At 65.9% G+C, this 13462-nt stretch carries 13 protein-coding genes; 8 read left to right on the top strand and 5 right to left on the bottom strand.

The genetic code is table 11. The annotated features are described in order from the left end of the window. Window positions 1–39 precede the first annotated feature (39 nt). Window positions 40–1008 (top strand): Lrp/AsnC family transcriptional regulator, encoded by a 969-nt coding sequence (locus AB0J29_RS02015; RefSeq protein ID WP_364777606.1) that lies wholly within the window; start codon window positions 40–42, stop codon window positions 1006–1008. A 24-nt stretch (window positions 1009–1032) separates the two neighbouring features. On the opposite strand, the gene AB0J29_RS02020 is transcribed toward AB0J29_RS02015, so the two are convergent. Continuing rightward, complete coding sequence (locus tag AB0J29_RS02020; RefSeq protein WP_364777609.1) at window positions 1033–1476, bottom strand: Lrp/AsnC family transcriptional regulator; 444 nt, start codon at window positions 1474–1476, stop codon at window positions 1033–1035. Between the two features lie 155 nt (window positions 1477–1631). Here AB0J29_RS02020 and AB0J29_RS02025 point away from each other — a divergent pair, with 155 nt between their 5' ends. The 5 genes from AB0J29_RS02025 to AB0J29_RS02045 all read left to right on the top strand — a co-directional run bounded on the left by AB0J29_RS02025 (window position 1632) and on the right by AB0J29_RS02045 (window position 7785). Then, window positions 1632–2813, top strand: coding sequence for a PLP-dependent aspartate aminotransferase family protein (locus AB0J29_RS02025; protein ID WP_364777613.1), 1182 nt, complete (start codon window positions 1632–1634; stop codon window positions 2811–2813). A gap of 84 nt (window positions 2814–2897) precedes the next feature. Beyond that, window positions 2898–4196, top strand: a complete 1299-nt coding sequence (locus AB0J29_RS02030) for an amidohydrolase family protein (RefSeq protein ID WP_364777616.1) — start codon at window positions 2898–2900, stop codon at window positions 4194–4196. 209 nt (window positions 4197–4405) lie between these two features. Further along, complete coding sequence (locus AB0J29_RS02035) at window positions 4406–5374, top strand: helix-turn-helix domain-containing protein (protein ID WP_364777619.1); 969 nt, start codon at window positions 4406–4408, stop codon at window positions 5372–5374. A gap of 120 nt (window positions 5375–5494) precedes the next feature. After that, window positions 5495–6178, top strand: a complete 684-nt coding sequence (locus AB0J29_RS02040; RefSeq protein ID WP_364777622.1) for an alpha/beta hydrolase — start codon at window positions 5495–5497, stop codon at window positions 6176–6178. 320 nt (window positions 6179–6498) lie between these two features. Then, a complete protein-coding gene (locus AB0J29_RS02045) occupies window positions 6499–7785 on the top strand; it encodes an SMI1/KNR4 family protein (protein WP_364777625.1) in 1287 nt (428 codons plus the stop codon). 403 nt (window positions 7786–8188) lie between these two features. Here the strand turns inward: AB0J29_RS02045 and AB0J29_RS02050 are convergent, their stop codons facing one another. Continuing rightward, a complete protein-coding gene (locus AB0J29_RS02050; protein ID WP_364777628.1) occupies window positions 8189–8728 on the bottom strand; it encodes a nitroreductase/quinone reductase family protein in 540 nt (179 codons plus the stop codon). Window positions 8729–8814: 86 nt separating this feature from the next. Between AB0J29_RS02050 and AB0J29_RS02055 the strand changes: the two genes are divergently transcribed. Next, a complete protein-coding gene (locus AB0J29_RS02055) occupies window positions 8815–9432 on the top strand; it encodes a helix-turn-helix domain-containing protein (protein WP_364777631.1) in 618 nt (205 codons plus the stop codon). Window positions 9433–9747: 315 nt separating this feature from the next. Here AB0J29_RS02055 and AB0J29_RS02060 read toward each other — a convergent pair whose 3' ends face one another. Next, window positions 9748–10410 (bottom strand): helix-turn-helix domain-containing protein, encoded by a 663-nt coding sequence (locus AB0J29_RS02060; protein WP_364777634.1) that lies wholly within the window; start codon window positions 10408–10410, stop codon window positions 9748–9750. 80 nt (window positions 10411–10490) lie between these two features. On the opposite strand from AB0J29_RS02060, the gene AB0J29_RS02065 reads away from it, so the two are divergent. After that, on the top strand, window positions 10491–11462 hold the full coding sequence (locus tag AB0J29_RS02065; protein WP_364777637.1) for a zinc-dependent alcohol dehydrogenase family protein: 972 nt from the start codon (window positions 10491–10493) through the stop codon (window positions 11460–11462). Window positions 11463–11859: 397 nt separating this feature from the next. Here AB0J29_RS02065 and AB0J29_RS02070 read toward each other — a convergent pair whose 3' ends face one another. After that, entirely contained in the window at window positions 11860–12120 is a 261-nt protein-coding gene (locus AB0J29_RS02070; RefSeq protein WP_364777640.1) for a hypothetical protein, read from the bottom strand. A 102-nt stretch (window positions 12121–12222) separates the two neighbouring features. Beyond that, window positions 12223–13338 (bottom strand): TerD family protein, encoded by a 1116-nt coding sequence (locus AB0J29_RS02075; protein WP_364777643.1) that lies wholly within the window; start codon window positions 13336–13338, stop codon window positions 12223–12225. Between the last annotated feature and the right edge of the window lie 124 nt (window positions 13339–13462).

Consider the following 13462-nt stretch of genomic DNA (forward strand, 5'->3'; position numbering starts at 1 on the left):
CGCGAATGAACGACACAGACATCGGTGAGAATCGGGAATGTGCGCCATCAGCTCGACGAAACAGATCGTCGTATCGCCGCCGCCTTGTTGGCGGCCCCACGCGCCTCGTGGCGCACGGTCGGACAGGCACTCGAGATCTCCGAACGCACCGTGGTGCGCCGTGCGGGACCGCTGTTCCATGACGGCACCCTGCGCGCGACCGCGGTGCGCAACCCGGCATGCTTCCCGGACCTGATCCCGCTTGCACTACGAATCCGATGCCGTCCCAACAAAATCAAGGAAATCGCCGCCACCCTCGCGCGTCGTCCGGACACCGTCTGGGTCGACGTCCTCGGCGGCGGAGACGAGATCTGCACCGTTCTACATCTGGACGGGACGCGAGCACGAAATACGTTGCTGCTGCGCGATCTTCCCGCCACTCCCGCAGTCCTGTCCTGGACCTCGCACGTGCTGTTGCGCGTCTTTCCGGCCGGGTTCGACTGGAGTGGCGGTCTGCTGTCGGGAGAAGAGTTGGCCGGACTGCGATCAGCGGCGCGCACGCCGCCCACCGGGTCCGCCCGCCAGCTCATCGACGATCAGATCATCCATGCCCTGGTCGAGAACGGACGAGCCTCCTATGCCGAACTGGCGCATCGGGCCGATACCACCGCTCTGACCGCCAGACGCCGCCTGGATGCACTGATCGTGGGGCAAGTCCTCAGAGTCGCTACCGAAGTCGATCTGGCCCGGTTGGGTATCCGCGCGGAGGCGCTGTTGTGGATCACGACTGCTCCCGGCGGCCTCGAGGAGACCGCGCAGCAGCTGAGTCGCCATGCACAGGTCCGATTCACCGCGGCCACCACGGGCTCGTCCAACCTGCTGGTCGCCGTCGCCGCCGCCGACCTCGATGCCCTCTACGACTTCCTGAGTGACATCGTCGGTGCACTCGATCACATCTCCGCGCTCGAGGTCGCGCCCATTCTGAGCGGCGTCAAACGAACCGGTCTCGTCCGCCCCGGCAGCCTCTGAGAGCTCCCGCGCGAAGGCTCGGCCTCATTCGGTAGCGGTGGGCAGCGTCTTCATCGTGACGTAGCTGGTCACCGCAGCCACGCTGGGCAGGGTGGCCAACTGGTTGGCGTGGAAGTCCTCATAGGCGGGTAGGTCAGCCACTTCGACCTGGAGGAGGTAGTCATAGTTGCCGGTGACGTGATGGGTGTACACCACTTCCGGGAGCTGGATGATCGCGCGTTCGAACGCCACCACATCGGCCCGGGAATGGCGGGTGAGCCGAATGCCGGCGAAAACCCTCAGGCTGCGACCAACGGCGGCCGGATCGATCAGCGCCTGATAGCCGCGGATCACCCTGGTCTCCTCCAGTCGCCGCACGCGCCGCAAGCACGGTGAAGGTGACAGGCCGACCCGCTCGGCGAGTTCGGCGTTGCTGATCCGGCCGTGCTTTTCGAGTACGGCCAGTATCGACCGATCCACGTCGTCCACAGTGGCAGATTATTGCTCAGATTCAGTGGCTAGCACATCATTCAGCCCAGTTCTGGGCGCTATTTGCTGCCGAAGTTGCTGTCTGAGGTTCCTTGTCGGCATGCCGGTCGACCACGCTGGTGGGGTCCGATCAGGCGGCCCGAAGAAGGGAAATCATGTCCGGCGACAGCACGATGGCGATCCACGCCGACCGGGAGATCCATGCCAGTCGCGCGGTAGCTCCGCCGATCTACCAGACCGCGACATTCTGGGCAGAAGACGCCGAGGATTTCGCCGAGGCTGCGGTCGCTGTCCGCGGCCATGGTTTCTACACACGCTTCGGCAACCCGAACCACTCCCAGGTCTGCGCGGTCATCGCGCAGCTGGAAGGCACCGAGGCGGCGATGGTGACCGCCTCGGGGATGGCCGCGCTCACCACGTCCGTCCTGGCCCTGGCGTCTGCCGGTGACCATGTGATCGGTCAACACTCCACCTACGGCGGAACGGGCTCGGTGTTGCTGAATCTGCTACCGCGGCTGGGGATTTCGACCACGCTGGTCGACCAGACCGATCCGGAGGCGTTCGAGCGGGCGCTGACTCCGCGCACTCGCCTGATTTTGGTCGAATCGCCGAGTAATCCGCTGTTGCAGTTGACCGACCTGCGCGCGGTCGCGGATCTGGGCCGAGCGCACAACGTGCTGACCTTGGCGGACAACACCTTCGCCACTCCGGTGAATCAGCGGCCGACCGAGGTGGGCATCGATCTGGTGTGGCACAGCGCCACCAAGTATCTCAACGGCCATTCCGACGTGTCTGCCGGGGTGCTGGCCGGACCAGCGGAGATCCTGGATCGGATCCACGATGTTGCGCTGCTCACCGGCGCGGTCCTGGGGCCGTTCGATGCCTGGCTACTGCTGCGCGGCCTGCGCACGCTCCCGCTGCGGATGGCCCGTCACAACGCCAACGGTCAGGCGCTCGCCGAGGCGTTGGCGGGCCACCCGTCCGTGAGCGCAGTGCACTATCCCGGCCTTGCGACACACCCTCAGCACGCCTTGGCCCGCGCCAGTATGAGTGGTTTCGGCGGTGTGCTCGGCATCGAGTTCGCCGGCGGTTTCGAGGCCGCCGACGCGTTTCTGGGACGCCTGCGCTACGCCCGCCGATCGGCCAGTCTCGGTGGTGTCGAGTCGCTGGCCGTGCATCCGGCGTCCATGTGGCGCGGGATGCTCAGCGCCGAACAGATCGAGGCGTCCGGGGTACCAGCGGGTCTCGTCCGGCTGGCCGCAGGCACCGAGGACACGGCCGACCTGATAGCCGACGTGCACGCCGCAGCCGATGCGGTGTCGAGCCCGCACGCCTGACCACGCACCGAAACCCGTTCTCCTACATCGCGATCGCACACGCACCCGCGGTCGGGGTGCACATCATCCGAGAGGAAGCTCATCATGAAGACCTTGCTCACCGCCGGCACGGTGATCAGCTTGGACCCCACCATCGGTGATCTCGACCGCGGCGACGTTCTGATCGAGAACGGCGTGATCACCGACGTCGCGCACCGTATCGACTCGACTGACGCAGAGGTGATCGATGCGACCGGGCGGATCGTCATGCCCGGATTCGTCGACAACCACCGCCACACCTGGCAGACCGCGTTCCGCGGGCTCGGCGCGGACTGGACATTCCCGGAATGGGCTGCGGCGCTGCACCACACACTCAAACCGCACTATCAGCCCGAGGACGTCTATCTGGGCACACTGATCGGCAGGCTGGAGGCGCTGCACTCCGGCGTCACCACGATGCTGGACTGGTTCCATTGCGCGTCCGGTCCCGCGCACGCCGACGCCGCCGTCGCCGCACTGCGCGACGCGCCCGGCCGATCGATCTTCTGCTACGGCGCGGGCTGGGGGACCTCCGATCGGATCGACACCGAAGCCCGTCGCGTCCGATCCGCGCTGCCCGCAGACGAACTCGTCACCATGGCGCTGGGGCTGCGTGGGGCCGAGGACACCAGCATCGACACGGTCGCCGAGGAACTGAAGCTGGCGGCCGAACTGGGCGTGCGGACCAGCGTGCACATCGCCTCGGACGGGACCAACCGCCCGATCGCCGACCTGTATGAGCATGGGCTACTGCGGGACACCACAACATTCGTGCACGCCAACGGAATCGGTGACGACGAATTGCGAATGCTGGCCGACGCGGGCAGCTCCATCTCGATCAGCCCGGACGTCGAGCTGAAGATGGGATTCGGCTGGCCGATGACCGGGCGCGCCCTCGCGGCCGGGCTACGGCCGACGCTGTCCATCGATGACACCCCGTCGGTCGGCGGCGACATGTTCTCCACCATGCGCACCGCCTACGCGGTGCAGCGCGGCCTCGACGGCACCCTGAACTCCCACGACTTGCTGGAATTCGCCACCCTCGACGCTGCCCGGTCCTGCGGACTCGACGCTCGCACCGGCAGTATCACTCCCGGCAAAGGCGCCGACCTGATCCTGCTGCGCGCCGACGACCCGACTATGTTCCCGGTGAATCACCCGGCGGGCACGATCGTCAGTGCGGGCCATCCCGGCCTGGTCGACACGGTGCTCGTCGCTGGTCGCGTCGTCAAACGAGACGGTGTGCTCACTGGCGTGGACCTGACAGCGCTGCGCCACCGACTGCTCGAATCCCGCGACCGGATCGCGGCGGCTGCGGGCGTTCGACTCGACGGCTCTTGGCGGCCACAACCGCAACCGCACTGACGATTACGCCGCCTACATGACCTCGGGCACATGAAATCTCACGCGTGCCCGACTGTGCCGAGTGCCGGACGTCCGACAATGCGCTGGCGAATGGAGCTTCACAGCTGGTTCTATAACCGCGGTGGTGGTAGCGGGCCATAGCGGACGTCACGGATCCGTCACTTCGAATCCCCTCGGCATCGCCGCAACGGCGAGGAAGATGGGGAGCTGTGCCAGATATCGCTGCATCGACCGATGAGGTCGAACCTCCTGAGCGGGAGGACTATTGGCACCATGTGCTGGGCGACACCTTCGCGCCGGTGAACCTGGAAGGTTGGGATCGTTCCCCCCAGCCGGTGGCGCGGCTGGAAGGAACGATCCGCGGGCGATTGCTGTTCGCCGAGCTGACCGCGAGCCCGCACATCCATCGACGGACCCCGCGTTGCATCCAGCAGTCGGATGCGGCCTTCTTTCAGATCGCAGTCCTCACCGGTGGCGCGGCATCACTGGAACAAGACGGGCGGATCGCCGAACTCACACCGGGCGATTTCGTCGTCTACGAGAACTCGCGGCCGTTCACCTGGACATTCCACCAGCCATGGTCGGCATCGGTGCTCTCGGTACCCTCGGACGCGGTGCCGCTCAGCGACCGAGAACGCCGCGCCGCGAGCGGGCGCGTGCTGTCGGGACAGCACGGACTGTCCGGAGTCGTCGGCAGATTCGTAATCGACCTGATCCGTCATGGCGCGGACGTGGCGGAGCCTCAGTCCGAGGAGATACTCGCTCGCACCACCGACCTGGCAGTGTGCCTGCTCGCCGAACCCGACAGGGCCGGGTATGCCGATGCCGCGCAACGGAGCCTGATGACGCGCATCAAAACCTACATCGAACAGCACCTGCGAGATCCGGCGCTGGCTCCGACTGAAATCGCTGCGGCAGTGAATATTTCGACCCGCTATCTCCACAAGCTGTTCCAAGCGGAGAACGAGTCGGTCGCGCTCTACATCCGCCGCCGTCGTTTGGCAGGTGTCCGCGAGGGACTGCTCGATCGCCGGCTCGCCCATCTGAGCATCACAACTCTGGCTCACCGCAGCGGATTCGGAGACATCAGCGGTTTCAACCGAGCCTTCCGTGCAAGCTACGGAGTCAGCCCCGGCGAGATGCGGCGAGGCCACCCCGAGCAGCCGACAAGCCAGTGATGCGCTCCTGTCCGCATCCTGTGCACCTTCGTCCGCGCCCGCGCGATCCGTGGTCACCGACGATGTGACCGGCAGTTCCGGGTGCGCGATCCCGCCACCCTGCCAATACGGGAGGTTGCCATGAGCAAACCGACAATCGTGCTGGTCCACGGTGGATTCGTCGACGGAGCCGGATGGCACAACGTCTACGACGAACTCACCCGCGACGGCTTTACCGTGCGCGTGGTCCAGAACGCGACCAAATCCCTCGCCGACGACGCCGCGGCCACTCGCCAGATCCTCGACGGCGTCGACGGCGACGCAGTCCTGGTGGGGCACTCCTACGGCGGCGCGGTCATCACCGAGGCAGGCACTCACGACAAGGTGACCGCCCTGGTCTACATCACCGCATTCGCCCCCGACAAAGACGAATCGGTGAACAGCCTCATCGCCTCTTTCCCGCAGGACGGCCCGCAGCCGCCGATCCTGCCCCCGGTCGATGGCTACCTGTTCCTGGACCGTGCCAAGTTCCACGATTCCTTCGCCGGTGACCTCCCCGAGCAGGACGCCGCATTCCTGGCCGACTCCCAGGTCCCCTGGGGGCTCGACGCTCTCGGCGGAGCCATCAGCGAACCCGCCTGGCGCAGCAAGCCCAGCTGGTACCTGCACGTCACCGAAGACAAGATGATCCCGCCGACCGCTCAGCTCTCGATGGCCGAACGCATCGGTGCCACCGTCGCCAACACCCCCGGCAGCCACGCCATTTACGTCTCCCGGCCGGAGGTCGTCGCGAACCTCATCCGCACCGCCGCATACGCGGTCTAGCCGAACACCGCGCAGGTTGTCTGCCCACATCGGCAGAGAGCAGGCAACCTACCGATTCAGCAGAAGGGTTGCAGGTCCGCAGGTTCGGAATGCAACACCCTCAAATACCGCTTATCGCACGTCTTCTAGTGGTCACAATCGGTGTAGGCCGTGCTGGGCGTTCGAACACCCAGCGCGGCCTACACCCGGTCATGACCAGCAAAACCGCGAGATAAGCGGCATTTGCGGACATGTCGAAGCAGGGCCAGTAACTACTCTCACCACGATCTCGGCCTGCACGCATGCCGAACTTGTCGGCGGCTACTCGTAGCGTTCATGGAATGAACTGGAGACCGTGGTTGGAGCTGTGGAGCGAGGAATGGATCACCGGCAGTGATCCTGCCGAGCTGGATCCCGAGGTGGTGCGGGAGCGCTGGCTCGGGTACGCCCCGGCCGCCGAGGCCGACGTCGCGGCGGTCGAGGAGCGACTCGGTCTGAGGTTGCCGCCCTCGTATCGCGACTTCCTGCTGACCACCGATGGATGGCGGAATGCCGGGGTGTCCGTCTGGCAGATGCGTGACACCACCAACCTGGGGTGGTTGCGTGACCTCGACCCATCCTGGGAGTCGTGGGCCGACCTGGTCACCGAGGCTCCGGTCGGCGCGCCGGGTAACCCGTTCAGTCGCGGGCTACTGATCTCGCTTCACGCCGACGTCGGGGTTCTGTTCCTCGACCCGGCCGACCGTGACGAGAACGGCGAGTGGGCGGCCTACAGCGTGTTTTCCTGGGCTGAATTTCCGCGGCGATATCCGTCGTTCATCGCGCTCATGGAATCGCGGTACCAAGGCTTTCATCAGATCCGCCAGCCGGCGGGCAAGACCCGTGACGACTGGGATCTGGCGGTGGAACAGGCTCGGGGCGAGGCTCTTTCGGGAGACATCGACACAGCCATGGTGGCCCTGGAAAAAGCCCAACAGTTCGGCCGGCCACGCGCCACCGTCCTACGAGTCCAGCTCCAGATGTTCCTCGCCACCTCCTCCCCGTACGAGGCCTCCCGGCTTCTTTCGCGTCTGTTGCCTCCGGCGTCCGTCCCGGATGGATTCTTCACGGGTTCACTGTTCACCGAAGAGTTCCTGCCGTGCATGTTCCTGCAACACGCAAATAAAGAGCCCTGGTACGGCTCCGCACTAGAAATTGCCCAGCAGCGCGCGGACGGCGCGCTCGCCGGACAACGCGTAGCCCTCGAACTCGCCCAGCAACACACAAACAACGGGTCCTCCCAGTACTCCGCGCTCGAAGTCGCCAAGATCCTCGAAGTCGCCCAGAACGACACAGGGTTGGAGATTGGACCTGCTATCGACGAGCACCGAGTACGGGTGCAGCAGCCCGGCTACCGGCTCACCTACGGAAACCAGGCCTTCGACACCGCGGTGCGAAACGCGCTCGTTGAACACCACGCGGACCCAGCGGCACTGTGGCATGCGCTCGAGTCCGCGATGACGCACTGGCAGCCCCGCACTCCAGATCACATCGCCCCGATCGCGCTGCTCGCCGACCCTGTGCTGGCGTACAGCCTCACCCCGGATCGCGGCCGCGCGCTGCTGAGTAAGCCGCGGAGTGGCCGCTGACCCCCGCGAGCAACCGCCCCGACATTCCGCAGCATCGGAAACGGCAGCCGATGGTGTCGGCATCCCGAGCAGACTGAATCGGTTCTGTCACTGGTTGCGCACCACCCGGCGACAACTCAGTCGTCACCGCACACCCGCACCGGCCCCAGATCACCTGCGACCACGCTGGATAGCACGCTCATCGCCATTACCGAGCGCTCTCCGGCGCTCTCGCCAGCGTGGCATCAACCATGTGAACAGACAGATCCTGCCAAGATCTTGACGTAAGACAATCGTCGACGGCGACGCCCTGGACATCAGACCGCACCAGGCGCTCGACGACCGAGTGCCCAGCGCGGCCTTCATCGGCTGCGACCAGCGGAGAAGCGCTCGATAAGCGGCAATACCGGACATTCTGTGGTGTTCATGGTTGGGCTACGGGGGTGACGTGTCGATGGACACGCTCCAGCACGACGACCGGGATCTGTCTGCCGGCGGCCGCCTCGAACTCGGCGAACTTCGGGACGAGGGCTATCTCCTTCGCCCAGATCCGCTCGCGCTCCGCGCCTTCCGCGAGCCGAGCTACGACCGGCACCCTTTCCGCGCCCACCTCGACTGCAGCCTGTGGGTTCGCCATGAGATTGCGGTACCAGGCCGGATGGTGCGGACTGCCGCCGTGCGTAGCGAAGACGGCCCAGTTGTCGCCGACGGGTTGGTAGAACAAAGGGCTGATCCGCTCGCGCCCGGTCTTGGCCCCGGTGTGGCACACCAAGATGAGCGGCATGCCCTGCTCGTCGAATGCGGCCATCCGGGGCGGAACGGGGCGCCCTGCGGCGAACTCGTCGTCACTGCTCCACGCCGCGTACCCGGCATTCGCCCGGACCTCGGCGATGATCCGAGCGTTCCAGCTGTTGATGTCAGGGGCTTGGGCCCCGTAGGCGGTGGTGGTGGACGGGTCGGACATAACATCCCCTTGCTATCCGGAGCACGTGCTCCTCAAAGTAGCACAAGGCGGAGCAGTTGCTCCGGATGGGGCGTATGCTCGGCCACGTGGCAGTGACCGAATCGAATAGCACCACCCGGCAGCGTGCGCCGCGTGCGGACGCGATCCGCAACCGGGAAGCGATCATCGAGACCGCCGCCGAGGTATTGGCCGAACAGGGCACCGCCGTCGACGTACGCGAGATCGCCCGCCGCAGCAAGGTCGGCATGGGAACCCTCTACCGGCATTTCCCGAAGAAGGAAGATCTCGTCCACGCAGTCCTGCGCCGGGACTTCTCGAGGTGGGCGGAATCCGCGCGCCGAGCGGCGATCGACACCGAGGACCCATGGGTAGCTCTCACCGACTTCTACCAGCAGGCCCTGACCGGCTACGCACGCCACCGCGCGATCGTGGAGAACTTTGCGCTGACCTGGTCGGAACCCGACTCGGCGGGTATCGAGCAGCTTCGCATGGTCATCGAGGAACTCTGCCTCCGCGCCACCGACCTGCTTCGCCCCGGCGTGACCACCGACGACCTCCTGCTCTTGTTGGTTTCCTTGGGCCACGCCGTCCAGCTCACGGACGAATGCCGCCCGCAAATGTGGAACAGGCTGCTACGCATCTCCCTCGACGGCCTGCGCGCCGACCACCAGGAACCACTTCCTGTCGACGCGTCGCCCCAGTGAGTCCCCCAGTTGCCCGGCACCACTATGCCGAGACGACCGACTACAACATCACATAAACATGGAGCGCCTGGAGGAAACCCGCCAGAGTGTCGGCCGCGTGGGCGCCGCGGCTGATCGAGCCGTGGTCAAGCGGCTCGCCGGGGGCTGAGCGGCATGCTTTGTACAGCTTCTGGATGGGCTCGTGGCTGTCAGCTCGCTGTCGATGATGATGTCGGCACCGGTGCAGAAGGGTGCTGGTGCACCTGCGTCGTCGCGCACTGGCAATATCTGGAACGCGTGAGCGCTCATGCCGATGACAGGGTGGCTATCCCCTGGTTACCGAATGTTTGGCCGGTTGGATTTGTGTCGAGGTACCGGCGCTGCGGGGGGCATCAATCGTGGTAACGGCGGCAGCGGCGTGGGCTCGGGGGAAGCCCGGAACGCTTGGATCATGAGTGCGGCGAAGCGTCGGGCGGCCGCGAGGCGTGCTGCCGGCGTGCTCGCGTGGATGCCGTTGTTGGCCATGATCATGAGGATGAGGTCGTCGAGCGTTATGTCGGGGCGCAGGTGTCCGGTGTCCTTGGCGCGGCGGATCAGTTCGGCGGCGGCGGTCAGCGAGGATGTGCGGATCGCGGCGAAATCCAGCGCGTGTGGGTAGGTGGACATGAAGGCTTCGGTGAAGCCGTGGTCGCGCGCTTGCAGCTCGCAGAACTTCTCGATCGTGAGGCAGAAGCCGTGCCAGGGATCCGGGTCGGCGAGCCCCTCGTCCACGAGGGACCGGCAGGCCAGCATCTGATCGGTGAACGCCTCCGCGACCAGCATCTCCTTGGTCGGGAAATGGCGGTAGAGGGTCGCGGGCCCGACCCCGGCGCGCCGGGCGATCTCCCGCATCGGCACGTCCAGGCCGGCGCTGACGAATACCGTGCGAGCCGCCTCGAGGAGGCGTTCGCGATTGTCACGCGCGTCCGAACGCAGTGCGTGAGGCAAATGAGCATTCACCGCTCTCACTTTAGCTAAACGGACGGGGGCGTCCGTTACGGTCCGATGGTTGGTTCCGATCGAAGAACAGGGAGAAACCGGTGAAAGCAGTGATGGTCCAGGCATTCGGAGGTCCCGAGGTACTCGCGGTCGCCGACCTCCCCGACTTGCATCCGGGCACCGGGCAGGTGTTGATCGCGACCGAGGCGATCGGCGTCGGCGGCATCGACGTCCTGATCCGAAGCGGTGCGTTGGCCGCGTACGGTGCCGCACCGGGTCGCATCCTCGGCAGCGAGGTCGCGGGCACCGTGACCGAGGTCGGCGAGGGCGTCGACACCGCCTGGGTCGGCCGGCGCGTGTGGGCGCTCACCGGTGAGAGCGGCGGCTATGCCGAACAGGCTCTCGCACCGGCCGAGGCGCTCGTCCCCCTCCCTGCCGACCTGTCGGCCGTCGCCGCGGTGACGCTCGGCAGCTCGGCCATGGTGGCCCACTTCGCCCTGCGCCATGCCCACTTCGCGCGCGGTGAGTCGGTGCTGGTGCGCGGCGCGGCCGGCGGCATCGGGGTCATGGCGGTCCAGCTCGCGGCCCGTGGCGGTGCCGGTGTAGTGGCGGTCACGACATCCTCGGCCGAGCGTGGTGATCGCCTGCGCGAGCTGGGCGCGACGCATGTGCTGGACCGGCGCGGCCGGGGTGCACCGGATGCTCCCGCGGGCTACGACGTCATCCTCGATATCGTCGCCGGTGCGGAGCTGCCTTCCTTCTTCGCCATGCTCGAGCCGAACGGTCGCATGGTGGCCGTCGGCGCGATGGCAGGCATGCCACCGGCGGACTTCGGCATGGAGATGGTCGCGGCGTTCCGGAGGTCGATGTCGTTCGCCACCTTCAGCGCCGACACCGTCCCCGCACCCGACCGATGCGCCGCGACCGCCGAGCTGTTCACTGCCGCCAATCGTGGCGAGCTAAAAGCTGTTGTGCACGAAACACTTCCCTTGGAACGGGCGGTTTTGGCCCACCAGAAAATGGAAGCAGGCGAGGTGTTCGGCAGGATCGCGCTCACACCGTCGCGGAGCTAGACGACGAAGAGGAAATCCCGCGTATCGAATCGTGATGGTGGAGCGAGAGGCGCTGGGGGGTAGGACTTCCCAGGCACCGCACCTGAATATCCTTACGGGCCAGTACTTTCGAGTCATGGTCACACACAACGACCAGATGTTTGCGGTCGGCCAGATCGATCCCCACGATCGCGTTGGCTACTGCACCAACGCCCGCAGCCGGGTCAGCCGCGCGTTGCGGTTGCGATCACCCCGAGACACACCACTACCGTTACCCATGGAACGTCATCCTGCTCCTGCGATGGGACGCCAAGCCCGACAAGCGCATCAGGAGGACGTTCTCACGTCCAGGAAATCGGTTTGATGCGCAGCTGGGCCCCTTCGGCCGTGGGATGGTTCGGATTGATCAGCGTTGGACTCACAGGGAATCGGCAGGTGTACGTATATTTTTGCGTTGCCGGACAATGGAATTGATGCGGTCGGCTCCGATGAGTACATCGGCGGTAGCGTTGTCGCCGTCGGTAAAGTGAACGACGATCCGGCCGTTCTCATCGGTGTCGTAGCCGGTGATCGGCTTCCTGAACACGACCGCGTCCCCGATTCCGAACAGCAACATCACACCGGATGCGTTGAGTCGCGTCTGGCGTCCTACCCGATCGAACAGCAGGACCTGCGACACTGCCGACCGTGGCGGCGACCGGCGAGGGCGCGGGGGATCGACCGGAGACGCCTGCCCAGTGTGCCCGCGCCGGGATCGTGACCGGCCCGGTACCGCGGACGGTTAAAGGTAGGGGCTGATTTGGTTGATGGCCTCGAGCGGGTGGCCGGCTTGAATGGGTTGGCCGAGGGCTTGCAGCTTCCAGGTGTGGTGTTCGCGGTGGAGTTTGGCGACGAGCATGCCGGTGTGCGGGCCGCCGCTGCGGAGGTTGACGCGGGTGAGTTCAGTGTTGGTGGTGCCGTCGACAAGGCGCCAGAAGGCATTGCGAACCCGTTCGAAGGTGTGCCCGGCATAAGAGGTGATGACGAACACCACGGCGGTCACGTGGACGGGCAGCCGGGTCAGGTCGACGGCGATGGTCTCGTCGTCGCCGTCACCGTCGCCGGTCAGGTTGTCCCCGGAGTGCCGGATGGCGCCGTCGCGGGTGCTGAGCTGACCGTGGTAAGAGGCGTCGACGAGATCACGGTCCGCGAATACCAGCGCCGAAGCGTCCAGGTCGATCTCGATGGCACGGCTGCCCCATCGGCCGTGGACCCGGACCGGGTCCCACCCCAGTGCCATTTTCACGTACGTCAATTCGGTGCCGCCGTGTTTGACCAGCGCCACATCCTGACCGTCCGCCAGCGTCGGTCCCATAGGCGGTGCGGACGGACTCGGCATCGACGGTGGCGGCTGTTGTTGAGGGCTGATGCCGACGGTAACGCCGTGGGCGGATAACAGCGCGGCGAACCCGCTGCCGTAGCCGTGGCCAACGGCGCGGACTTGCCAACCTGCCACGGTGCGATCCGCGTCCAGTGCGATCACTGTCGTTTCGGTGGTCAACCCTTCGATCGTATACTCGCACAACGGGTATGCGTGGGAATCGGTGACGGTGACGTGCGGCGGTGGATACCGGTCGAAGCGGGTGGTTCGGTCGTCGAGGGTGATGACGATGCGGATGTGGACGACATCCGACGAGACCGCGCGCAGGTCGATGGCCAGTGCGGCTTGCCCGGGGATCAACCGCACGCCGGGGGCCGCGGGCTGGTTGTAGAAGACCAGGTCGGTGTCGGCGTGCACCCGGCCCTGGATGTCCAATAGCAGCGCGGCCAGATCGATGCGGGCGCTGTGATGCACCGACACGGTAATGTCGTCGGCGCCGACTACACCGGTCTGTCCCTGCATCAGCAGTGTGGCCATCCGTACCACTCTACGGTGATGATCATCACATCGTCGAAAACTCAGCCGTCGACCCGCTTTCAGAGCCCACACCTCACGCTCGCACAGCGTTGCCACTTTCCGCCTTGCCGGAATGAGCCGTCGA

The organism is Nocardia sp. NPDC049707, from assembly GCF_040674855.1.
Classification (GTDB): Bacteria; Actinomycetota; Actinomycetes; order Mycobacteriales; family Mycobacteriaceae; genus Nocardia.

Bases quoted from the DNA above. Each gene is read 5' to 3' on its own strand.
- AB0J29_RS02045 (WP_364777625.1), top strand. From the start codon at position 6,499: ATGAACTGGAGACCGTGGTTGGAGCTGTGGAGCGAGGAATGGATCACC.
- AB0J29_RS02040 (WP_364777622.1), top strand. From the start codon at position 5,495: ATGAGCAAACCGACAATCGTGCTGGTCCACGGTGGATTCGTCGACGGA.
- AB0J29_RS02025 (WP_364777613.1), top strand. From the start codon at position 1,632: ATGTCCGGCGACAGCACGATGGCGATCCACGCCGACCGGGAGATCCAT.
- AB0J29_RS02050 (WP_364777628.1), bottom strand. From the start codon at position 8,728: ATGTCCGACCCGTCCACCACCACCGCCTACGGGGCCCAAGCCCCTGAC.
- AB0J29_RS02075 (WP_364777643.1), bottom strand. From the start codon at position 13,338: ATGGCCACACTGCTGATGCAGGGACAGACCGGTGTAGTCGGCGCCGAC.
- AB0J29_RS02030 (WP_364777616.1), top strand. From the start codon at position 2,898: ATGAAGACCTTGCTCACCGCCGGCACGGTGATCAGCTTGGACCCCACC.